This is a genomic window from Streptomyces flavusporus, assembly GCF_046267975.1.
GTDB lineage: Bacteria > Actinomycetota > Actinomycetes > Streptomycetales > Streptomycetaceae > Streptomyces > Streptomyces flavusporus.
The window spans coordinates 1,938,585-1,960,146 of record NZ_CP176503.1; the positions used below are offsets into that span (position 1 = coordinate 1,938,585).

The window sequence follows — 21,562 nt, forward strand, 5'->3', positions numbered from 1 at the left end:
ACGGGACCGCATCAACTCCTGCGCCGGGCGAGGAGCAACGCCACATCGTCGTCGGGCTCCCGGCTCAGGGCGCCGAGCAGCATGTCGCAGGTCTCTTCCAGCGGGAGGCGGGTGCCGTCCAGCAGGCGTAGCAGGGTCTGCAGTCCGGTGTCGATGGGCGTTGCGTGGCTTTCCACCAAGCCGTCCGTGAACAGCGCGAGCAGTGTCCCTTCGGCGAGTTCCCGTTCTTCGACGCTGAACGGCATGCCACCCACCCCGAGCGGCACTCCGTCGGCGATGTCGAGGAGTGCGGCTTTCCCGGCCGGGTCCACCATTGCCGGCGGCAGGTGGCCCGCGCGGGAGACTTCGCATCGGCCGTGCCGCGGGTCGCAGACGACGTAGAGGCAGGTGGCGAGCGTGTCGGAGTCGCCGAGTGAGGCGGCGATGCCGTCGAGGTGGTACAGCAACTCGGCCGGAGGCAGGTCGAGTCGGGCGAGGGCGCGGGTGGCCGTGCGGAGCTGGCCCATGATCGCTGCGGCGTGCACGCCCTTGCCCATCACGTCGCCGACGACCAGGCCGACCTTGCCGTCTCTGAGGGGCAGCACGTCGAACCAGTCCCCGCCCACCTCGCTGACCGCGGGCAGATAGCGGGACGCGACCTCGATGCCGCCGTAGTGCGGTGGCTCCTGGGGGAGCAGGCTGCGCTGAAGGGTGAGCGCGGTGGTGCGTTCGCGCCCGTACAGCCGGGCGTTGTCGATACAGATGGCGGCGCGGGCGGCCAGTTCGGTGGCGAGCGTGACGTCCTGGTCGTCGAACGGCCGGGCGTTCACCGTGCGGCACAGGCTGAGCGTGCCCAGCACCTCGCCGCGGGCCATCAGAGGAGCGGCCAGATAGGAGTGGACCCCGGCCCGCCGCAGCGTCTCGGCGGCCGAGTCGTCCCTGGCGATACGCCGTAGCGCTGTGTCGTTCCCGAGTTGCACCAGGATCGGTCGCGCCTCTCGTACGCACCGGGTGATCACCCTTGACGAGCTGTAGGACGCCGGCTCGCCGACTGGATCCGCGGCCTTGATCGCATCGGTGGGACGGCCTGCCTTGAGGGCGAGCGCCTGGAAGTCGAGGGAGTCGTCCGCCCGCACGGTGGCCGTGCCGCCAGGATGGACCACCGAGTCGAGCACGTCGACGGCCGCGAGGTCGGCAAGCTCGGGAACAGCCACGTCCGCGAGTTCACGTGCCGTCTGGCGCAGGTCCAGCGTGGTGCCGATGCGGACGCCGGCTTCGGCTATCGCCGCACGCCAACGGTCCGATCGTGCTGGGCGTCGACGGCTCCCGCCGGAGCGCCGGCCGAGGAGGAGGCGGCGTCTGCTGTCCGAGGCGCTCGCCGGCCGCCAGGAGCGCTACCCGGGTGCCCACTCCAGCGATCACCGTGGCAACCACGTTCGATCCGGACGGCGTCCAGCAGCAAGTAATCGAGTTCCTGGGCCCTACGCCCGATTTCCGGAAAGGCGGCTCATGCAGGAAGGGTGAAGAGGCGGTACTCGGAGACCTTGACGAAGCCGAAGCGTTGGTAGAGCGGCTCGCCGGCTGGGCTCGCTGCCAGCGCGGCAAGGTTCATCCCACGCTTCCGTCCCACGTGCAGGGCCGCCGCTGTGAGTGCCCCGCCGATGCCGCGCCGACGGTGGGTCTCAGCGACGTGGACGAGGAAGATCCCCGCAATACCATGCGTCGTGATCACCACTGTCGTACCTACGACGCGCTCGTCGAGCACCGCGGCAAGCCGCACGACATCCGCGTTGTCGGGTCGCTGCGCTTCTATTCGCACCATGTCGGCCTCCAGGCTGGACGCGACGCCCATGGAGGCGCTGTAGGTGCGAACCAACTCCGCCAAGCGCCCCGGCTCCTCGACTCTCTCGATCCGCAGGCCGGCCGGCGCCTCCTCGGCCTCCACGGGCTGGTCGAGGGGGCGAACCATCAACGGAACGGCTACGAACGCCACCATGCCGTGCTCAGCGAGGATGGCCGGGGTGCCTTCGGGGCTGTCCGGGCCGACCCACCACCACCAGGGAACGCCGGCCAGCCGAGTCCGGGCGGTCGCCACGGCCTGGCCGACCTCGTCCAGGGAGTGGATCCGGACCACACCGTTGAATTGCGGCGCGGCGAGGCCACTACGGAAGTAGTCGAGAGCACCCTCACCGCGCTCCGCCTCGCCCCACCCCAGGAGATACTGCCGGAAATTGGCGGTGAGCGGCGCCATGTCCGCACCGTGCGCTGCCCTCATCTGCGCTTCTGCGTCGAGGGCAGACACTGCACTTGTGTTCGTCACACTCATTCCCTGCTCTTCGGGTGCCGGCTGTCTGAATCACCCGCCATTGATCCGGCCCAGTACGCCGCTGTCAAAGTGGCCGCCGGGCGTCGGCGCCTGGCCGTCGCTCAGCCGAGCGCGGAACAGGCGGCCGACTGAGGGCGGATCGGGACGCCGTTGGCGCGCAGCATCTCGCGGACGTCCAGGATCAGCGGGAAGACCTCGTGATTGCGGTCCTCGCCCTGCTCCTCCCACGCCCGCTGCTCGGCGTCCTCGGGAACGTACACGGCCCAGAGGCAGAAGGCCGGACGCTCTGCCTTCTCCGGCACCAGGTCGAGAGTCTGGTACGGATATTCGGTGCGGATGGTCATGACGTCACGGGCGCCGCTGCCGCCGATGCCCTCGCCGGCCAGCAGACCGGCGCCACGATTCCGCTTTCCCCCGGCGCGGGTGAACAGGTACCTGGCCTCCGCAGTCCGTGCGCCGGTCCGGTATTCCAGCAGCTCGGGGTGGAGCCTGCCGACGACGCCCCGGTGGAGGAACTGGTGGTTCATGTCGAGCAGGTTCTCGTGCATGAACGAGTAGTGGCAACGCACCGTCCGGGAGAACGTCATGGTCCTGTACTTCGGTGAGCCGAAGGCCGGCAGTTCGGGCAGCGCGGTGACCACCGCCTTGTCCGGGTCGCCCGGGAAGACGAACACCAGGCCGTACCCTCACGGACCGGGAAGCCGCGCACGCCGCGCGGCGGTCGGCCGTCCCCCTTGGACAGGTACGGGATCTGCGAGATGCGGCCGTCGCCGCGATAGGCCCACGCGTGATAGCAGCAGCGGAGCGTCTCGCCCTCCACGACGCCCATGCTCAGCGGCACCTGCCGGTGGGCGCACCGATCCTCCAGTGCGTAGACGGTGCCGCTCTCCCCGCGGTAGAGCGCGATGCGCTCACCGGCGAACGCGGTCGCCAGCACCCGCCCGCTGCGCACGCTCCCGGACAGCGCGACGGGATACCAGTGATCCGGGTTCGCCCCGACGCGCCGAAGGTCGACCACGTCAGAACGGCCAGAACTGTCAGACCCGTCAGCATGCGGATCGCGGTCGAACGACAGCGGTGTCCCAGCATCCTCCATCCTGGCGGCCTCCCGCGCCGACGCCCTGCCCACTGCGTCCGGGTGGGTGAGCGACCCCTCAAACCCCGACGCTTGTTCACGTATGGGGCCCGTGTCGCGTTCCCAAGGTTCTTTCTCGGTCCAGGTGAACGCGTCCAGACCGCCGTACCCAGGCTCGGCGCTCACGGGATGGCCGACTGTCTCGCCCTGGCGCGTGTCGTTCTCGTCCCCCTTGCCGTGGGGGTGGGGACCCAACAGGCGGCCCGTCACCCAGGCCGCTGCGAAGACGGCGCACAGGGCGGCTCCTACAAGCAGCAAGAGCATGACCGGCATGACAACTCCGAAAGCCACGGTGGAGCGGGCGATACCGGGTACGTCGGCGCAGGCACAGGCGAACATGGAGTACCCCCTCCCCACCCCCGCCCGCCGGATGCGCCGGCTGACGCGTCCGTGACCAGGACGTGTTGACTCCGTGCTCTGACAAGCGCGGCCCCGGCCGACTGCCGTTGTGGTCCCCCAGCCGCGCAGATCGGCACCCTCAGGGGGCCAAACCAGGATCCTGCCAACGCCCTTGCCTCGCACAGCAGGTACGTCCCGGCTTGGTGCCCGCTCCGACCACCTGTCCGCATTGCCGTTCAACTCCGGCCGGCGAGGAGCCCGTGCCCCGCGAGCGCCGAATCCTCTGGGCTGTCCCGCTCGGTGACGGACAGATCGATGTACCGTGTGCCGCTTGCCTCGTGACGAATGCGCACCGCGGCCACGCTCTCAGCGGTATGCGGAACGATCGCGACAATCCCGTTGCGGGCGAGCACCTCGGCCATCATGCCCACGCGCCGGGCCTCGCTGCCGGGAGCGTCGAGGCCGTCGAGCACCTCCGCCCGGCGCCCCTCGGCGGTCAGCCGCTCGGCCAACACGTAGGCCGCCGCCCGCCGGTCGGCCAGCGACCGGCCGGTCACCCAGACCGTGGCGGGCGACGCGCTACGCGATCGCGCTGTGCTCGGCCGATGAACGGGCATCGTACAGACGCACCCTGCCGAGCCCTAGGCGCCGAGGCCCATGAGGGCGCCGACCGGGTCGGGGTCCGGGGTGCCGCGGGGCCACCAGTCGTCGTGGCCCGGCTCGGACTCGTAGGCGTACCACAGGTTGTCGCGGCCGAGGCGGAGCTGGACGTGGCTGTGCGGGTGGGTGAGGCGGTTGCGCCAGGGGCGGAAGGCGGGGAGGTCGGCGGCGAGGAGGAGCGGGCGGGCCCGGTCGAAGCGGCCGGCCGGCGGGTCCCAGGGTTCCTCCAGGACGCTGAGGCCGTCGAGGCCGCCCTGCCGCCAGGCGGCGACCGCCCGGGCCAGCTCGGCCGGGGTGCGGCCTGCGGCGGAGGCGAGCGAGGAGTACAGGGCGCGGGTGCCGGCGGTGAGGCCGGAGCCGGGGCGGGCCGCGGCGAGCCGTACCGCGTCCTGCCACAGGGGCAGCTCGGCCACCGGGTCCCTGCCGGTGGTGAGCAGGGCGTGGGCGCGGGCGGCGGCGTCGGTGGCCAGCTGGTCCAGCGCGAAGGGGTCCGGGCCGCCCGGCGCAGCCGGGTATGCCGGGGGCTGCTCGGGGTGCGGGGGGAGGGGCAACGGGGGTGGGAGGGGCGGGAGTTCGCGCCGGGTGAGGGCGTCGGTGGCCCGCGTGCCGGGCAACGGGGACGGTTCCCGGTCCTGGGCGGCGCGGGCCGCGCGGGCAGCGTTGCGCCGGGAGAGCGCGTCGAGCAGCTCGCGTTCGCCCCGGCCGCGCAGCAGGAGCAGGACGAAGGGGTCGGCGTCGAGCAGGCGTGCGGTCTGGTAGCAGAGGGCGGCGGCGTGCTTGCAGGGGTGGCCGCGGTCGGGGCAGCTGCAGCGCGGATCGAGGTCACCGGGGCCGGGCAGCAGCGGCACGTCCCCTTCGGCCAGCGCCTCGGGCATCTCCTTGTCGAGGAGCGCGGCGATGTGCGCGGGCCGGTCGGCGGCGGCGTCCAGAAACCGCTCCCACTCGGCGTCGTCCAGGGTGCGCAGCCGGACCTGCACGCGGTACGGGCGGGGGCGGCTGCCGCGCACGTAGGCGAGGACGAGTCCGGGCGTGACCGTGATGGCGTCCACGTGACCGCGGTCGGCGTAACCACGCCCACGCGCCAGCCGCTTGACGTCCAGCGCGCCCTTCTCGAGCGCGGTGATCCACGCGTTGCCCCACCAGGCGGCGGCGAAGGGTGCGTCGTCGGACGGCCGGGGCGGGAAGGCGGGGAAGGTACGACGCAGCTCGCCGTCGCGGTGCGGCGAGCCCATGGAGCGGGGGAGGCGGGGGGTTGCGGCGGGGACGCCGAGGTGGGTGCCGGGCTCCGGGCCGGTGGTGGACCCGCCAGGGCGGGTGTCCGGCCCGGGGTCGGCCGCGGACCCGCCGGCGTGGGTGCCCGGCCCCGGACCGGCGGCGGACCTGCGGGGGTGGGTTCCGGGGTGGCCAGTGGCGGACCCGTCGGGGTGGGTGCCCGGCTCCGGACCACCGGCAGGCATTCCGAAACGGGCACCCAGCCCCGGACCAGCGGCAGCCACGCCGAAATGGGCACTCAACCCCGAACCAGCAGCAGACACGTCAGGACGGGCACCCCACCCCGAACCACCGGCGGGGTCCGTGCCCGACTCCGTCTCCGAGGCCGCCGCGCGCTCGCGCAGGGCTGCGCGGAGTGCGTCACGCGCGGCGTCTGCGGGGCGGGCGTTCGTCCGGTCGGTCGGCTCGACGTCCTCCGCCGCGCCTTCGGCTTCGCCCTCACCGCGTCGCGTCGATACCGCCCGGCGTAGTGCCGCGCGGGCTGCGTCGCCGGGCCTGGGCGTTTGAGCCGCGGAGTCCTTTGCCGCGGGAGGCCGGTCCGGCAGCGGGGCCGGTGGCTCGTCCGTGGACCGGTCGGCGGCCTCCTCGGGATCCCGGCTCCCCTGTTCCCGCGCGGTCCGCAGGGCCTGGCGGGCCGCGTCGGCGGGGCGTGGCTGTGGCGTGCGGTCGGTCGGGATGGCGGCGTCCGGCGCGGCGGGACCGTTCGGGACCGTCGGGTGTTCTTCGCTCGCGCCCGTCACGATGCCCTCCGCAACGACACCAGGTCGGACAGCTCACGGTCCGTCAGTTCGGTGAGGGCGGACTCGCCGGAGCCGAGGATCGCGTCGGCGAGGGCCCGCTTGGACTCCAGCATCTGGGCGATGCGGTCCTCGACCGTGCCCTCGGTGATGAGACGGTGGACCTGGACGGGCTGGGTCTGGCCGATGCGGTAGGCGCGGTCGGTGGCCTGTTCCTCGACTGCGGGGTTCCACCAGCGGTCGAAGTGGACGACGTGACCTGCCCGGGTCAGGTTCAGGCCCGTGCCGGCGGCCTTCAGGGACAGCACCAGGACCGGTGTGGTGCCGCTCTGGAAGCGGTCCACCATGCGTTCGCGTTCCGGGACCGGCGTCCCGCCGTGCAGGAGGTCCACCGGGACGGCGCGGGCGGCCAGGTGAGTGGTGATCAGTCGGGCCATGCCGACGTACTGCGTGAAGACGAGCGCCGAGCCGTCCTCGGCGAGGAGTGTGTCCAACAGTTCGTCCAGCAGGGCGAGTTTGCCGGAGCGGGCCGCGAGCCGGTCGCCGCCGCCCGGCCCGTGCTCCTCCTTCAGATACAGCGCCGGATGGTTGCAGATCTGCTTCAGCGAGGTCAGCAGCTTCAGCACCAGCCCGCGGCGCGCCATACCCTCCGCCGTCTCGATGGCCAGCAGGGACTCCCGCACCACCGCCTCGTACAGGGCGGCCTGTTCGCGGGTGAGCGGGACGGGGTGGTCGGTCTCCGTCTTGGGCGGCAGCTCGGGGACGATGCCGGGGTCGGACTTCTTGCGGCGCAGCAGGAAGGGCCGGACGAGGCGGGCCAGCCTGGTCACCGCCTCGTCGTCCTCGCCGTTCTCCACCGCGCGCGCGTGCCGGGCGCGGAAGGACTTCAGGGGGCCGAGGAGGCCGGGGGTCGTCCAGTCCAGCAGCGCCCACAGCTCGGAGAGGTTGTTCTCCACCGGCGTGCCGGTCAGGGCCACGCGCGCGGGCGTCGGGATGGTGCGCAGGGCCTTCGCCGTCGCCGAGTAGGGGTTCTTGACGTGCTGTGCCTCGTCCGCGACGACCATGCCCCACTTCTGTTGTGCCAGTGTCGCGGCGGCCGAGCGCATCGTGGCGTACGTGGTGAGGACGAATCCGCCGTCGAGGTCGTCCAGGGTGCGTTCGGAGCCGTGGTGGCGGCGGACGGGCACGCCGGGGGCGAACCGGTTGATCTCCCGCTGCCAGTTGCCGAGCAGGGAGGCCGGGCAGACCACCAGGGTCGGTTCGGTGCGGGCCCGCTTGAGGTGGAGGGCGATGACGGTGACCGTCTTGCCCAGTCCCATGTCGTCGGCGAGGCAGCCGCCCAGGCCGAGGGAGGTCATGAGGTCGAGCCAGGCCAGGCCCCGGAGTTGGTAGTCGCGCAGGGTCGCCCGGAGGCCGGCGGGTGGTTCGGCGGGCCGTACGCCGGCGGTCAGCCGCTCCCGCAGCGCCGCGAGTGCGCCGACCGGCACCGCCTCGACCTGCTCACCGTCGACCTCCGCGGTGCCGGTGAGGGCGACGGACAGCGCGTCGACCGGGTCGAGCAGGCCCAGTTCGCGCTTGCGGGCCTTGCGGACCAGGGCCGGGTCGACGAGCACCCACTGGTCCCGCAGCCGTACGACGGGACGGTGGGCCTCGGCCAGCGCGTCCATCTCGGACTCGGTGAGCGGCTCGCCGCCGAGTGCCAACTGCCAGCGGAACTGGAGCAGTTCCTCGCTCTCGAAGAAGCCGGTGCCGTCGGTCGCCGAGCCCGGCGCGGGCCGTACCACCGCGGCCGCCGTGAGGTCCCTGGCCAGGTCGCGGGGCCAGTGCACGGCGACCCCGGCCACCGCGAGCCGGCCGGCCACCGCGCCCAGCAGGTCGCCGAGTTCCGGCTCGGACAGGGCGAGCACGTCGGGCACGTCCTGCTCGGCGAGCCGGTCCAGCGGGGGCCAGACGCGGGCCGCCCGGCGGATGGCGAGCGCGGCGTCCACCCGCGCGCGGGGACCGAACTCGGCGTCCGCGTCGCCCGCCCACAGCGCCACCGCGTCGACCACGAGCGTGGGGTCGGCGAGGCTGTGCACCTGCACGATCGCGGCGCCCGCCCGGCGCACCCCGTCGCCGCTCTCCCCCACGTCGAACAGGTCGTACGCCGACAGGTCCAGGCGGAGCGAGATCCGCACCCCCGCGTCCATCCCGGCGGCGACCTCGGCGGCCCAGTCGTGTGCGGTGGGCAGGTGCTGCGGTTCCTGCGCCGCGAAGGGCCTGCCGCAGGCGTGCGCGGCAGCCGGGGTGCGGGGCAGGGTGTCGGCCACCGCGTCCAGGAAGGAGCGCATCAGGGCTTCCGGCTCGGGCAGCAGGAGCGGGCCCGGGCCGGGCAGGGGCACCGCATGGCCCTCGTACGGCAGGGCGGCGGCCACCGCGCGCAGGTGGGCGATGTCGTCGGGGTCGAGGGGGCCGGCCCGCCAGGCGTCGTGGCCGGTGGGCGTCAGGCCGGGCAGCAGGCGGCCGCGGGCGGCGAGCCGCAGCGCGTGCAGGGCGGCCGCGCCCCAGCAGGCCGTGGCGGGGTGGGCGGCGGGGTCGTGCCGCGCGTGCACGAGCAGCGGCAGGGCCTCGCCGACCGGCAGGGTCAGTGCGGGCGTCCGCCTGCGGCGCACGCCGGAACCATGGGGTCGTACGACGGTCAGGTCCATGCGCTCGGCACCCGTTGGGGGTGCCGCTGCGGGGGCGGGGAAGGTCGGCGAACCGCCCTGCGGATCCCAGAAGGCGACCCGGCCCGCGCGCGGAAGTGGTGCGGGGAGGAAGACGGCCGCGAGTCCCGCGGGCACGGCAGAACCGTCCGCCCGCCGGTCCGCCCCGGCCTGCTCGCCCGTACGCATGGTCACCTCCCGCCCGCTCGTCGGATCAGACGTCTTCGACTCTACGGGCGGGGTCTGACAATCGGCCCCGGCGACCGGCGGCGCGCGGCCGGGCGCGGTCAGGGAACCACGCGGGAGACGACATACACCATCGGGTAGGTCGGATTGCCCGTGTTCACGACCACTTGCTGCGTCGGCCTGGGGTCCTTCTGCTCGTGGACCAGGCCCCAGTAGGTGCCGGGCCGAGCGCCGGGGCCGGCGAATTTCCAGCGGGTGACGTTCCGGTCGCGGGCACCGATGGTGATGCTGCCCTTGTTCAGCTGCCCGCGGCTGACACCGATCTCCTTCAGGAAGGCGTCCAGTCCGGCGTGCGTGGTCTGGAACTGCACGTAGAGGCGGCTGGTTCGCCAGTTGTTCGTCTCGTACCACGCCACCTGGTTGGCCGGATGCGGTATCGGCACCTGGTAGAGGCGGCGCTGCACCTTGGACGGCCAGCCCTCGGTCAGGCCCCGGGCCGAGTACTTCTCCTCCTTCTCCTTGCCGCTGTTGCGGCTCTGGTTGGCGGAGATCACCAGGTAGCCGGCCGGGATGCCGATGAGCAGCACGATGATGAGCAGGGTGAACGCTCTCCGGCGGATCACGTGAGCACGGTCCTCGGCCTGAGCGTCCGGCTCCTCCGCGGGACCGCCCTGCTGGGGCAGGGAACCGGTCACGTCCACTCCCCGGTACGGCGGGCCTCCGCGTACCGCTCGTAGCGCTCGTACCGCTCCACCCGGCGGCGCTTGGCGCGGCGGAAACGGCGGGCGACCAGCCGGGCGAGGTCGGCGGCGCCGACCATGCCGGCCTCGGGGCCGAGCTGGGCGCGGGTGATGCGGGCCTCGGGGCGGTAGCCGCGGCCGGTGAGATGGCGCCGGAAGGCGTCCCGGGCAGGGCCGATCAGCAGGTCGTCGGCCGCGCTGACGCCGCCGCCGATCACGAAGCAGGAGGGGTCCAGGGCGGCCGCCAGGTTGGCGATGCCGACGCCGAGCCACTGCCCTATGTCCTGAAGCAGCTCGATGCACATCGCGTCGCCATCGCGGGCCAGCTCGGTGATCATCGGGCCGGTGATGTCCGCGATGTTGCCCTTGACGTGCTCGATGATCCCGTACGCCACCGGCGAGTCGGCGGCGGCCAGTTCCCTGGCCTCCCGGACCAGCGCGTTCCCGGAGCTGTACTGCTCCCAGCAGCCGCGGTTGCCGCACGGGCAGCGGTGGCCGCCGGGCACCACCTGCATGTGCCCGAACTCGCCCGCGACACCGAACTTGCCCCGCTTGACCTGGCCGTCCTCCAGGATCGCGCCGCCGATGCCGGTACCCAGCGTGATCATCACCAGGTGGTCCTCGCCGCGGCCGGCGCCGAAGCGCCACTCGGCCCAGGCGGCGGTGTTGGCGTCGTTGTCCACCAGGACCGGGACGGACAGCCGGCCGGCGAGGCGGTCCCGCAGGGGTTCGTTGCGCCAGGACAGGTGGGGGGCGAACAGGACGCGGTTGCGGTCGGCGTCGACCCAGCCGGCCGCGCCGATGCCGACCGCGTGTACGTCGTGGCGGTCGGACAGGTCCAGGACCAGTTCGACGATGGTGTCCTCGACGACCTTCGGGCTCTTGGACTTGTCCGGGGTCTCCGTGCGGAGCTTCTCCAGGATGTTGCCGTCGGCGTCGACGACTCCGGCCATCACCTTTGTGCCGCCGATGTCGATGCCCACCGTCGGCACGCGGGGCGCCGTCAGATGGGAGCGGCGTTCCCTGGTGCCGACCGTGCGCAGCGCGGGGGCGCGCCTTGAGCCGATGGGTGCGCCAGTCACCCGGGCGTTGCTCAGGGCCTTGGGGAAGGCGAGGTCGCGGTAGGTGCTCATCGCCGCTGATTCTGCCTCACGGTCACGCTGGGTGCCGAACGGGGCTGCGAGGGGGTGCGTGCCGTATGCCGGGTGCGGGTCCGTTGTGGCTCGTCGCGCCCACGCGGCGGAGCCGCAAATTGATGCAGCCCCGCGCCCCTCAGGTGCGCTGCAGTTCATGGCGTAGATCGTCCAGGTCGTTTCCGCCTGCCATCTGGCGTGTCAGCTCGTCCAGAGTCACCGAGTCACGCGTGTGGTTCGCCACCATGCTGCCGCGCTTCAGCAGCACGAACCGGTCGCCCACCAAATACGCGTGATGCGGGTTATGGGTGATCAACACAACGCCCAGCCCCTGGTCCCTGGCCGCCGCCACATACTTCAGGACCACCCCGGACTGCTTCACGCCCAGTGCCGCCGTCGGCTCGTCCAGGACGAGGACCTTGGCGCCGAAGTGGACGGCCCGGGCGATGGCCACGCACTGGCGCTCGCCGCCCGAGAGGGTGCCGATCGGCTGGTCCACATCGCGCAGGTCGATACCCATGCGCAGGAGTTCGGAGTGGGTGGTACGGCGCATGAGGTCGACGTCCATGCGTTTGAAGGGGCCGGTGCCCTTGCGGGGTTCGGAGCCCAGGAAGAAGTTCCGCCAGACCGGCATCATAGGGACGACGGCCAGGTCCTGGTAGACCGTGGCGATACCGCGGTCCAGGGCCTCGCGCGGGGAGGCGAGGCGGGTCTCCTCGCCCTCGATGCGCAGGGTGCCGCCGTCATGCTGGTGCAGACCGGCGATGATCTTGATCAGGGTCGACTTGCCCGCCCCGTTGTCGCCGAGGACGCAGGTGATCTCCCCTGCATGGACCTCCAGGGAGACACCTTCGAGGGCGCGGACGTTGCCGTAGTGCTTGCTGACGTCGGACAGCTCCACGAGCGCCGTACGCTGAGGGGTTTCCGTCACTTGGTGGCCTCCGCGCGCTTGCGGACCCAGGCGTTGAGCAGGGTCGCGAGGAGCAGCATCGCTCCGAGGAAGAACTTGAACCAGTCGGGGTTCCACTCGGCGAAGACGATGCCCTTGCTGGTCATGCCGAAGATGAACGCGCCGACCGCCGAGCCGACCGCGCTGCCGTAGCCGCCGGTGATCAGGCAGCCGCCGATGACGGCGGCGATGATGTAGATCAGCTCGTTGCCCACGCCCTCGCCGGACTGGACGACGTCGTAGGAGAAGAGCAGGTGCTGGCCGGAGACCCAGGCGCCGAAGGCGACGCCCATGTAGAGGCCGATCTTGGTCCTGGTGACCGGGACGCCGACCGCGCGGGCCGCGTCCTGGTTGCCGCCGACCGCGAAGATCCAGTTGCCGGCGCGGGTGCGCAGCAGGATCCAGCTGGCGAGGGCGATCAGGGCGAACCACCACAGGATGGTGATCTTGAAGTCGACGCCGCCGACGGTCAGGGTCGAGGCGAAGACGTGGTGGGCGGTGGGGAAGCCCTCCATGTCGGCGATCGTCTTGGTGGAGACGGTGCCGGAAATCAGCTTGGTGAAGCCGAGGTTCATGCCGGTCAGCATCAGGAAGGTGCCGAGCGTGATGATGAAGCTCGGCAGCTTGGTGCGGGTGAGCATGAAGCCGTTGAAGGCGCCGATCGCGAGCGTGACCAGCAGGGAGACGCCGACGCCGACCCAGACGTTCGCCGTCATCTGATAGCTGAACATCGACGAGACCAGCGCCGAGGACGTCACGAGGACGCCCGCGGACAGGTCGAACTCGCCGCCGATCATCAGCAGGGCGACCGGGACGGCCATGATGCCGATCGTGGAGGACGCGTAGAGGATGGTGCTCAGGCTGGATGCCTTCAGGAAGCTGTCGGCGGCGACCGCGAAGAAGAGGAAGACCGCGATCGCGCCGACGACCGAGCCCAGTTCCGGGCGGCCGAGCAGCTTACGCAGCGGCGAGGCGTGCAGAATCCTTTCGTCAGTGATCGCGCTCATCGGGTGCCCCGCTCCGTGTACTCCGCGAGCGCGCCCGCCTGGTCCTTGGTGATGATCTGCGGGCCGGTGAGCACGGGCTTGCCGCCGCCGAGGACGTCGGCGTTGTACTTGTACAGCCACAGCAGGTCGACCGCCTGATAGCCCTGGAGGTAGGGCTGCTGGTCGACGGCGAAGCCGAGGGTGCCGTCCCTCAGTCCGGCGGCCACCTTGGCGTTGAGGTCGAAGGTGTCGATCTCGGCGTCGCTGCCGGCGCTCTCCCTGGCCTTGACGGCGGTGTCGGCGTACGGGGCGCCGAGAGTGACGACAGCGTCGATCGCGGTGTCGGACTGCAGCTTGGCCTCGAGGGCGGACTGCACGTCGGGCATGTTGGTACCGGTGACGTAGAGGTTCTGCACCGCGCCGTCGAAGGTCTCCTGCACACCGGCGCAGCGCTGCTCGTGGCCGACGTTGCCCTGCTCGTGCAGGACGCAGACCGCCTTCTTCTTCCCGCGCTCGTTCAGCTCCTCGCCGACGGCCTGGCCGGCGATCGTCTCGTCCTGGCCGATGTGAGTGAGTGCGCCGAAGTCCTTGGACTCCGCGGAGCCGGAGTTCACGGTGATCACCGGGATGCCGGCCTTGACGGCGCGGGCGACGGCGGCCTTCATCGCGCCGGGCTTGGCGAGGGTGACGATGATGCCGTCGACGCCCTTGTCGACGGCCGCGTCCACGAGCTGCGCCTGCTGCTGGGCCTCGTCGTCGTGGGAGTACAGGAAGTTGATGTTGTCCTTGACGGCGGCCTGCTCGGCGCCGCTCTGGACGATGTCCCAGAAGGTGTCGCCGTCGCCCGAGTGGGTGATCATGGCGAAGGTCCAGCGGGGCGTGTTCACCGCCGCCTTGCCCTGGGCGGCCGCGGCCTTGCGGGCGTCCTCGGCGCGTTTGCCGCCGGTGCTGCTGCAACCCGCGAGGGAGGCACACAGCACCCCTGCCACCGCGATGCCTACCCAGGTCCGAAACCGTGCCACGAGGCCGTGCCCTTCTTGCTGTGTTCCAGGTACGCAAGGGGCCGGTCATCCCGCCGACCCCAAACGCCCCAGTATGAACACGGGGACCGTGTGTCTCGTGACCGGGGAGCGCGAGTCGGTCGCCTTGTCCGGACATTGCGACGAACGGGACCGTCTCCGCGTGGGGCCGTCAGGGCCGTACGAGCAGCTGGAACTCGAAGGAGTAGCGGGTCGGACGGTAGGTGTGCGTGCCGTACTCGACGGCCCGGCCGGTGTCGTCGAAGGTCGTGCGCTGCATGGTCAGCAGGGGGGCACCCTCGCTCTCGCCGAGCCGTTCGGCCTCGGCGGCGGTGGCGGCGCGGGCGCCGATGGACTGCCGGGCGCTGTGCAGGGTGATCCCGGCGGCGCGCATCAGCCGGTACAGGCCGGTGGCCTCCAGCTGCGCGGTGTCCAGTTCGATCAGGCCGGGCGGCAGGAAGTTGCACAGATACGCCATCGGCTCCCCGTGCGCCAGCCGCAGCCGTTCCACCTGGTGCACATCGCTGTCCTCGCCGACCCCGAGCGCTGCCGCCACCTCGGCCGACGCCGGGACGACGGTGTTGACCAGGACCTTGGTCGCCGGGCGCTGCCCGGCCGCCTCCAGGTCGTCGTAGAGGCTGCTGAGCTCCAGCGGACGCTTGACCTGGCTGTGCACGACCTGGGTGCCGACACCGCGGCGGCGCACGAGCAGGCCCTTGTCGACCAGGGACTGGATGGCCTGGCGGACGGTGGGGCGGGACAGGCCGAGCCGGGCGGCGAGCTCGATCTCGTTGCCCAGCAGGCTGCCGGGGGTGAGCGTTCCCCGCTCGATCGCGGCCTCGAGCTGCTGGGACAGCTGGAAGTACAGCGGCACCGGGGAACTCCGGTCCACGCTGAGGTCGAGCTGTACGGTCGGGTCCACATCTGGTTTCGGCACGGGCCGAGCGTAGCTCCGTGACGGGATGACGGGAAGTTGTGTAGTCCGATTGTCCGGACATAAGCATTGACAGTGCGGTGGGTGCGACCCCACTTTGTTTCCATGCGCATCGGGGTCATCGGGACGGGCCGCATCGGCACCATTCATGCGAACACGCTCAGCCGCCACCGGAACGTGGGCTCCTTGATCCTCACGGACACCGATCCCGCGCGGGCGCAGGAGCTGGCGCGCCGGCTCGGGGAGACGGCCGCGCCGGGCATGGAAGAGATCTTCCGGTGGGGTGTGGACGCCGTGGTGATCACGACGGCGACGTCGGCGCACGCCGAACTGATCGGTCGGGCAGCGCGCTCGGGGCTGCCGGTGTTCTGCGAGAAGCCGATCGCGCTCGACCTGCCCGGCTCGCTGCATGCGATCGCCGAGGTCGAGGCCGCCGGAACGATCCTCCAGATGGGCTTCCAGCGCCGCTTCGACGCGGGCTACACGGGCGCGCGCGAGGCGGTCCGATCGGGCCGGCTCGGGCGGCTGCACACCGTACGGGCGCTGACCTCCGACCAGACGCCGCCGCCGGTCGCGTATCTGCCGCTGTCCGGGGGGCTCTTCCGGGACACGTTGATCCATGACTTCGACATGGTGCGCTGGGTGACCGGGCACGAGGTCGTCGACGTGTACGCCGCCGGGTCCGACGCCGGTCCCCCGGTGTTCCGCGAGGCGGGCGACGTCGACACGGCGGCCGTGCTCCTCACCCTCGACGACGGCACGCTGGCCACGGCCACCGCGACACGGCTGAACGGCGCGGGCTACGACGTGCGCATGGAGCTCGCCGGGGAGCTGGACCAGGTCGTGGTCGGGCTGGACGACCGTACGCCGATCGCGTCGACCGAGCCGACCGGGCCGCCGGCCGCCAGCAAGCCCTGGACCACCTTCCTGGAGCGGTTCGGCCCCGCCTACGAGGCCGAACTGTGCGCATTCGTGGAGGTGGTGCGGGGCGAGCGGGCCAACCCCTGCGACGGGCGCGAGGCGTTGCAGGCGCTCAGGATCGCCGAGGCGTGCGAACTGTCGCGCCGGGAGCACAGACCCGTCCGGCTCGCGGAGATCCCGGGCGGGGCCGAGCCGGTGCTGAGGTGAGCAGGAGCAGAGTGAGGGCATCAGGTCGACACGCCTACTGCCCGTCCTGATCGCCGTCCCCGACAAGTCCCGCGCCGTATGCCAGCAGGGCGATCTGCACCCGGTTGTTCAGGTCGAGCTTGGCGAGGATGCGGGAGACGTGGGTCTTGACCGTGGCGACGCCCATGAAGAGTTCCGCGGCGATCCCGGCATTGGCCAGACCCCGGCCGACCTCCCGCTCGCGGTCGTTGAGGGCCGCGATGCGCTCCCGCGCGCGTGTGCGGCGGTCGTCGGCGGCGGTGCCGACCGCGTGCTCCATCAACTGGCGGGTGACGGTGGGCGACAGGACGGGGTCCCCGGCGGCGACCCTGCGCACGGCGTCGAGTATCTCGGCGGGCGGGGTGTCCTTGAGGACGAATCCGGCCGCGCCCGCGCGCAGCGCCCGCAGCACCTGGTCGTCGGCGTGAAAGGTGGTCAGGACCACGATCTGCGGGGCGTCCCCCCGTCCGCGCAGCCGCTCGGTGGCGGTGAGACCGTCCACCGTCGGCATCCGGATGTCCATCAGGACGACGTCGGGGCGGGTGCGGTCGACGAGTGCCTCGACCTCGCCGCCGTCGGCGGCCTCGCCGACGATCTCGATGTCCTCCGCACCCCCATCATGAAGGACAGTCCCGCCCGCACCAGTGGGTCGTCGTCGACGAGGAGCAGCCTGATCGCAGTCATGGGCCATACGTAATCACGGACACGCCGCGCGGCGGTGTGGGTCTCAGCGCCGCACGGTCACGCCGTGGAGGGTGCGCAGTCGCCGGATCTCCCACCAGGCCACCGCGGTGACCGAAGCGGGGCCGCCGAGCAGGGCGAGAATCTGGATCACGGGCGGGCCCGGGGGCAGTCCGCCCGCGAGGATGCTGATCGCGGCGAACTCCCAGACCAGGGTGCCGGTGAGCAGGGCGGGCAGCGCGGGGTGCACCGCGGCGGCGTTGAAGCCGCTGCGGATCGCGGGGCCGGTGGCGAAGCCGAGGAAGAACAGCAGCCAGACGAACGGCAGGAAGATCGCCAGTACGACCCAGGGCGAGCCGTACCAGGCACCGCCGGGGATCTGCGCCTCGCTGTCGGCCAGAGTGATCCCCACCAGGCACAGCGGCACCGCCGTCACGGCGCCGACATACCACAGCGCCGACCGCCCCGCCGCGCGCAGCCGGGGACGCATCTCGGCCCGCGTCGCCGCCGACGCCATGCGGAACAGCAGGGCGATGACCACGGGGGCGCTCACCAGCAGCAGCGGCGGGGTGACGGCCAGCCGCATCATGTACTGCTGCTGGGCCTCACTGATGTCCTCCGGTTTTCCGTACACGGCCAGCAGCAGAAGGGACATGACGGCCGCGGTCCAGGCCCGCGCCTTCTGGATGCGCCACACGTGGGGGTCGTCGAAGTGCCGGTGCCCGCGCACCGGGAAGAGCCGGTGGGCCCGGATACGGGCCGAACGAGCGAAGGAATAGCCCACCATGAGGGGCACGATCGCGAACCAGGTGCACGGGAACACCAGAAGCGCCCATACACAGCCGTGGATCCGGGTCCGCCCGGCCCGCAACAGGTCACGCAGGGGCGGCCATTCGGCGCCCCGCAGTCCGCCCAGCAGCGACCACAAGGAGTCGTTCCGGCGCGGCGGGACGTACGGCTGCGGGTGCGGCGGGAAGCCCGGGGGGTGCGGGGCGTACGGGTTGTACGGCGGCTGACCGGGCTGCGGCGGGACGTACGGCGGCGGATACGGTCCCGGGTTCGGGGGCGGGACGTAGGGTCCCGGGTTCGGGGGCGGCGGATACGGTCCGCCGTTCGGTGGCCACTGCGGCTGGTACGGGTTGGGTCCCCCGAAACTCACTGTGCTGTTTCCCTTCCGGTGCGTGCGTTGCTGACGGCTGGACATACGTCAGCCCATCGCGTCACACAAGTCAACTCGCTGTGCACCGAGGAGACATGGGCAGAGCTCGACTCACCCCCAGGGCAGCCACGCCCGCACCTCGAAGCCGCCGTCCTCGCGCGGCCCGTGCTCCAGGCGGCCGCCGGCCAGCGTGGCGCGTTCGGTCAGGCCGATCAGGCCCTGTCCGGAGCCGGGGACGGGCGGGACCTCCCCCTCGGGGGCCGGGTTGCGTACGTAGACGGTGAGGCCCTCGCCCGGCGTGCCCGTCACGAGATCTACGCGAGCGTCGCCCTGGTGGTGCTGGCGTTCGCCCTGTTCGCCGCCGCGGAGAGCCGGAAGTCCGGCTGAGGGCCGGCAGCGCCTCGGCACGCGAGGTTAACTTCCCGAAAACTCATCGGACTTGACGGGAAAATCTCGTGATTGTCATTGACATGCCATGCTCTACGCGCGTCACTATGGGGGCATGAGATTCCCCCCACGCGCCACTCGGATCGGCGCCGCAGCCGCTCTCCTGTCCGCCCTGTTCGTGGGCGGCACCGTCACCGCCACGCCGGCGGCCGCCGCGGTCGGCAGCATCTGCTACAGCCACCTGCCCTCGCCGGCGTACGACACCCTCGAGCTGATCGAGGCCGGCGGCCCCTTCCCCTACGAACAGGACGGCACCGTCTTCCAGAACCGGGAAGGCATCCTGCCCAGCCAGTCCTCCGGCTACTACCACGAGTACACCGTGATCACGCCGGGCTCCTCCACGCGCGGCGCGCGCCGCATCGTCACCGGTGAGGAGTACCAGGAGGACTACTACACGGCGGACCACTACGCCTCGTTCGACCTGATCGACTACGACTGCTGAGTCCCCCCACGACTCAGTCCGAGGAACGGTGCAACCCGCCCCGGAAGGGCCGGGTCCCTGACCGCAGAACCCCTTGCCCCGCGTACCCCCCACCTCGCCTGTGGACGCGGGGCAAGGCGCGTTCTGCCGCATTGCGTCACACCGTGTTGTCACAAGCGTCCGCTCCGCAGCACCGATGTCATCCATGCCCTGTCAGTCCATGGTTGAGCACCACATGGATCGGGCGGCTCCGTTCATGGACGTTGGTGCTGGTTGAAAGGCCTGCACGAGTGGGAGCTTGAGATGACTGAAGTAACCGTGCCCGACCTGCGAGGAAAGCTCGCCGTGGTGACCGGGGCGAGCGACGGCATCGGCCTGGGGCTGGCCGAACGGCTCGCGCGCGCCGGCGCCGAACTTGTCCTGCCGGTGCGCAACGCCTCCAAAGGTGCCGCTGCGCTGGAACGCATCCGTGTGAACGTGCCCGAGGCGCAGGTCTCCACACGCGTCCTCGACCTGGCTTCCCTCGCCTCGGTCGAAACCCTCGCTGACACGCTGAACGCGGAAGGCAGACCGATCCACTTCCTGATCAACAATGCCGGCGTGATGGCGCCGCCTGTCCGACACACCACAGAGGACGGGTACGAGCTGCAGTTCGGCACCAACCATCTCGGCCATGTGGCGCTCACCGGGCGTCTGATGCCGTTGCTGCGCGCCGGTCAGGCTCGTGTGACAACCGTGACCAGCAGCGCCGCACGCGGCGGCAGGATCGACTGGGACGATCTGCAGAGCGAGCAGCGCTACTCGCCGGTGCGGGCCTACAACCTGTCCAAGCTGGCCAACCTGTTGTTCGCCCTCGAGCTGAACCGCCTGAGTACAGCAGGCGAATGGGGCATCGTCAGCAACGCCGCTCACCCCGGTACGACACTGACCAACCTCTACGCATCCGGGCCCAACCTCGGACGCACCCGCCCCGCACCTCATGAGGCGATCATGAAGCGGCTCGCCCGCTGGGGCGTGTTCGTGCAATCCGTCGACGCCGGCGTGCTTCCCCTGCTGTACGCGGCCACGAGCCGTGACGCACGGGGCGGGTGCCTGTACGGCCCTGACGGTCTGGGGCAGTTCACCGGCAGCCCCACACAACTGGCGATCTACAAGTCGGCCCGGAACGAGGCCGACGCAGCCCGGCTCTGGCAGATCTCCGAGCGCCTCACAGGCGTCACGTTCGCGGCCGTCTGAGTCAGCCGGCCCGTTCACCGGATCGCGTCACATTCTGCCGGGCTGTCCGGTCAGTGGTGTGTATCCGCAACTCGGCTAGGAGATCGCCATGGATCCGCGTGTCAACTACTTCGGCAATTCCCTCGCGAACAAGGTGCTGAAGCACATCAACTCGGCGAGCAAGGTGCTGTCGGACTCGGGGCTGCCCGCCGCCACCCAGGAGCTGGTGAAGATCCGCGCCAGCCAGATCAACGGCTGCGGCTTCTGCACCGACATGCACACCAAGGACGCCGCCGCGGCCGGTGAGACGTCGGTACGCCTCAACCTGGTCGCCGCCTGGCGGGAGGCCACGGTCTTCACCGAGGCGGAGCGCGCCGCGCTGGAGCTGGCGGAGCAGGGGACCAGGATCGCGGACGCGGCCGGTGGGGTCACCGACGAGGCCTGGGCGAACGCCGCCAAGTACTACGACGAGGACCAGCTCGTGGCGCTGATCTCCCTCATCGCCGTCATCAACTCCTACAACCGCATCAACGTCATCAACCAGCAGCCCGCCGGCAGCTACCGGCCCGGCCAGTTCGGCTGACCCAGGACAACCGACCCGGCCGCCCTTCGCTGCTGCGGCATCGCGCGTACATCGAGGCATTGACCGACGAGGATCCCGAGACGTACGCGCGCCGTTTCCTGACCGCCGGCACCGGCGGGCACAGTGCGCGGTTCGGCGGGAATCCGGCCGTCGTCTTCGAACTGTGCAGCCGGTGACCGGGGCACTCAAGCTGCCGCCACAGCTCCTGGCCGGTGTCAGCTGTCACATCCGCCGGGGAGCCTCGGTCTTTGTTCACGAGCGTTGTTCATTCACCGTACGCAAGGAGTGCTGAAGATGTCGTACCCGGAGCAGGTGTACTGGGGAGAGAGCGGCGAGGTCAGCGCCGATTTCCGTCCGTCGAACACCCCGCCCGAACTCGGCGAAGCGGGCGAGGACGCCATTCACTACCTGGCGACCACGACTACCACACGGGGTGAGTTCGGACTCTACCGAGTCGAGATGAGGGCGAGGGCCGGCGGTCCCAAGACCCACTTCCACAAGACCATCTCGGAGTCCTTCTACATCCTGGAAGGCACCGTCCGTCTCTTCAACGGAGACAAGTGGATCGATGCGCAGAAGGGCGACTTCCTGCACGTGCCGCAGGGCGGACTGCACGCCTTCCGCAACGACTCCGACGCCCCGGCCGAAATGCTGCTGCTCTTCACTCCGGGCGCACCGCGCGAGGAGTACTTCGAGAAGGTGTCGCAGCTGGCCCACGCCACGGATGAAGAGCGCGCCAGGTTCTTCGACAAGCACGACTCGTACTTCGTGGAGTGACGAGCTGATGCACCGTGCCGGTCGACGACCGAGGCGCTGTCAGCCGTCGGAACG

18 protein-coding genes and 4 pseudogenes are annotated in these 21,562 nt (G+C 71.2%); 7 read left to right on the forward strand and 15 right to left on the reverse strand.

Annotated features, from left to right (window positions below; translation table 11 throughout):
• Positions 1-11 precede the first annotated feature (11 nt).
• The 3 genes and pseudogenes from ACKTSN_RS09210 to ACKTSN_RS09220 all read right to left on the reverse strand — a co-directional run.
• Positions 12-1,268 (reverse strand): annotated as a pseudogene (locus tag ACKTSN_RS09210) (PP2C family protein-serine/threonine phosphatase); the annotation flags it as partial.
• A 218-nt stretch (positions 1,269-1,486) separates the two neighbouring features.
• Positions 1,487-2,230, reverse strand: a complete 744-nt coding sequence (locus tag ACKTSN_RS09215; RefSeq protein ID WP_409468629.1) for a GNAT family N-acetyltransferase — start codon at positions 2,228-2,230, stop codon at positions 1,487-1,489.
• Positions 2,231-2,406: 176 nt separating this feature from the next.
• A pseudogene (locus tag ACKTSN_RS09220) lies at positions 2,407-3,401 on the reverse strand (Rieske 2Fe-2S domain-containing protein).
• Between the two features lie 310 nt (positions 3,402-3,711).
• Here ACKTSN_RS09220 and ACKTSN_RS09225 point away from each other — a divergent pair.
• The gene (locus tag ACKTSN_RS09225) at positions 3,712-3,834 is read left to right on the forward strand and encodes a hypothetical protein (protein WP_409468630.1); all 123 of its coding nucleotides are present in this window, start codon (positions 3,712-3,714) and stop codon (positions 3,832-3,834) included.
• A gap of 181 nt (positions 3,835-4,015) precedes the next feature.
• Here the strand turns inward: ACKTSN_RS09225 and ACKTSN_RS09230 are convergent, their stop codons facing one another.
• The 9 genes from ACKTSN_RS09230 to ACKTSN_RS09270 form a co-directional block, all read right to left on the reverse strand.
• Positions 4,016-4,336, reverse strand: coding sequence for a hypothetical protein (locus tag ACKTSN_RS09230; protein ID WP_409468631.1), 321 nt, complete (start codon positions 4,334-4,336; stop codon positions 4,016-4,018).
• A gap of 84 nt (positions 4,337-4,420) precedes the next feature.
• Positions 4,421-6,451, reverse strand: coding sequence for an SWIM zinc finger family protein (locus ACKTSN_RS09235; RefSeq protein WP_409468632.1), 2,031 nt, complete (start codon positions 6,449-6,451; stop codon positions 4,421-4,423).
• Positions 6,448-9,321 (reverse strand): DEAD/DEAH box helicase, encoded by a 2,874-nt coding sequence (locus tag ACKTSN_RS09240; protein ID WP_409468633.1) that lies wholly within the window; start codon positions 9,319-9,321, stop codon positions 6,448-6,450. Before ACKTSN_RS09240 ends, ACKTSN_RS09235 begins: the two co-directional genes overlap by 4 nt.
• A gap of 98 nt (positions 9,322-9,419) precedes the next feature.
• Positions 9,420-10,013 (reverse strand): sugar kinase, encoded by a 594-nt coding sequence (locus ACKTSN_RS09245; RefSeq protein WP_409468634.1) that lies wholly within the window; start codon positions 10,011-10,013, stop codon positions 9,420-9,422.
• Entirely contained in the window at positions 10,010-11,191 is a 1,182-nt protein-coding gene (locus tag ACKTSN_RS09250) for an ROK family glucokinase (RefSeq protein ID WP_409468635.1), read from the reverse strand. Before ACKTSN_RS09250 ends, ACKTSN_RS09245 begins: the two co-directional genes overlap by 4 nt.
• A gap of 139 nt (positions 11,192-11,330) precedes the next feature.
• A complete protein-coding gene (locus tag ACKTSN_RS09255; protein ID WP_409468636.1) occupies positions 11,331-12,122 on the reverse strand; it encodes an ATP-binding cassette domain-containing protein in 792 nt (263 codons plus the stop codon).
• A complete protein-coding gene (locus ACKTSN_RS09260; RefSeq protein WP_409468637.1) occupies positions 12,119-13,147 on the reverse strand; it encodes an ABC transporter permease in 1,029 nt (342 codons plus the stop codon). The genes ACKTSN_RS09255 and ACKTSN_RS09260 overlap by 4 nt, the downstream gene beginning before the upstream one ends.
• Complete coding sequence (locus ACKTSN_RS09265) at positions 13,144-14,148, reverse strand: sugar ABC transporter substrate-binding protein (RefSeq protein ID WP_409468638.1); 1,005 nt, start codon at positions 14,146-14,148, stop codon at positions 13,144-13,146. Before ACKTSN_RS09265 ends, ACKTSN_RS09260 begins: the two co-directional genes overlap by 4 nt.
• Positions 14,149-14,317: 169 nt before the next feature.
• Complete coding sequence (locus ACKTSN_RS09270; protein ID WP_385515323.1) at positions 14,318-15,067, reverse strand: GntR family transcriptional regulator; 750 nt, start codon at positions 15,065-15,067, stop codon at positions 14,318-14,320.
• Between the two features lie 117 nt (positions 15,068-15,184).
• On the opposite strand from ACKTSN_RS09270, the gene ACKTSN_RS09275 reads away from it, so the two are divergent.
• Positions 15,185-16,207: a Gfo/Idh/MocA family protein gene (locus ACKTSN_RS09275; protein WP_409468639.1), complete on the forward strand. Its 1,023-nt coding sequence runs from the start codon at positions 15,185-15,187 to the stop codon at positions 16,205-16,207.
• Between the two features lie 34 nt (positions 16,208-16,241).
• On the opposite strand, the pseudogene ACKTSN_RS09280 reads toward ACKTSN_RS09275, so the two are convergent.
• From ACKTSN_RS09280 to ACKTSN_RS09290, 3 genes and pseudogenes are all read right to left on the reverse strand, one after another.
• Positions 16,242-16,909, reverse strand: a pseudogene (locus tag ACKTSN_RS09280) (response regulator transcription factor).
• A gap of 43 nt (positions 16,910-16,952) precedes the next feature.
• A complete protein-coding gene (locus ACKTSN_RS09285; RefSeq protein WP_409468640.1) occupies positions 16,953-18,065 on the reverse strand; it encodes a hypothetical protein in 1,113 nt (370 codons plus the stop codon).
• Between the two features lie 111 nt (positions 18,066-18,176).
• A complete protein-coding gene (locus tag ACKTSN_RS09290) occupies positions 18,177-18,374 on the reverse strand; it encodes a hypothetical protein (RefSeq protein ID WP_409475123.1) in 198 nt (65 codons plus the stop codon).
• A 193-nt stretch (positions 18,375-18,567) separates the two neighbouring features.
• On the opposite strand from ACKTSN_RS09290, the gene ACKTSN_RS09295 reads away from it, so the two are divergent.
• From ACKTSN_RS09295 to ACKTSN_RS09315, 5 genes and pseudogenes are all read left to right on the forward strand, one after another.
• Positions 18,568-18,954, forward strand: coding sequence for a ribonuclease domain-containing protein (locus ACKTSN_RS09295; RefSeq protein WP_409468641.1), 387 nt, complete (start codon positions 18,568-18,570; stop codon positions 18,952-18,954).
• A gap of 282 nt (positions 18,955-19,236) precedes the next feature.
• The gene (locus ACKTSN_RS09300; RefSeq protein WP_409468642.1) at positions 19,237-20,169 is read left to right on the forward strand and encodes an SDR family oxidoreductase; all 933 of its coding nucleotides are present in this window, start codon (positions 19,237-19,239) and stop codon (positions 20,167-20,169) included.
• Between the two features lie 88 nt (positions 20,170-20,257).
• On the forward strand, positions 20,258-20,731 hold the full coding sequence (locus ACKTSN_RS09305) for a carboxymuconolactone decarboxylase family protein (protein ID WP_409468643.1): 474 nt from the start codon (positions 20,258-20,260) through the stop codon (positions 20,729-20,731).
• 23 nt (positions 20,732-20,754) lie between these two features.
• Positions 20,755-20,907: pseudogene (locus ACKTSN_RS09310) on the forward strand (PIG-L family deacetylase); the annotation flags it as partial.
• A 112-nt stretch (positions 20,908-21,019) separates the two neighbouring features.
• Entirely contained in the window at positions 21,020-21,508 is a 489-nt protein-coding gene (locus ACKTSN_RS09315; RefSeq protein ID WP_409474783.1) for a cupin domain-containing protein, read from the forward strand.
• Positions 21,509-21,562 lie beyond the last annotated feature (54 nt).

Bases quoted from the DNA above. Each gene is read 5' to 3' on its own strand.
- ACKTSN_RS09215 (WP_409468629.1), bottom strand. From the start codon at position 2,230: ATGGCGCCGCTCACCGCCAATTTCCGGCAGTATCTCCTGGGGTGGGGC.
- ACKTSN_RS09225 (WP_409468630.1), top strand. From the start codon at position 3,712: ATGACAACTCCGAAAGCCACGGTGGAGCGGGCGATACCGGGTACGTCG.
- ACKTSN_RS09240 (WP_409468633.1), bottom strand. From the start codon at position 9,321: ATGCGTACGGGCGAGCAGGCCGGGGCGGACCGGCGGGCGGACGGTTCT.
- ACKTSN_RS09275 (WP_409468639.1), top strand. From the start codon at position 15,185: ATGCGCATCGGGGTCATCGGGACGGGCCGCATCGGCACCATTCATGCG.
- ACKTSN_RS09260 (WP_409468637.1), bottom strand. From the start codon at position 13,147: ATGAGCGCGATCACTGACGAAAGGATTCTGCACGCCTCGCCGCTGCGT.
- ACKTSN_RS09250 (WP_409468635.1), bottom strand. From the start codon at position 11,191: ATGAGCACCTACCGCGACCTCGCCTTCCCCAAGGCCCTGAGCAACGCC.
- ACKTSN_RS09305 (WP_409468643.1), top strand. From the start codon at position 20,258: ATGGATCCGCGTGTCAACTACTTCGGCAATTCCCTCGCGAACAAGGTG.
- ACKTSN_RS09295 (WP_409468641.1), top strand. From the start codon at position 18,568: ATGAGATTCCCCCCACGCGCCACTCGGATCGGCGCCGCAGCCGCTCTC.
- ACKTSN_RS09300 (WP_409468642.1), top strand. From the start codon at position 19,237: ATGACTGAAGTAACCGTGCCCGACCTGCGAGGAAAGCTCGCCGTGGTG.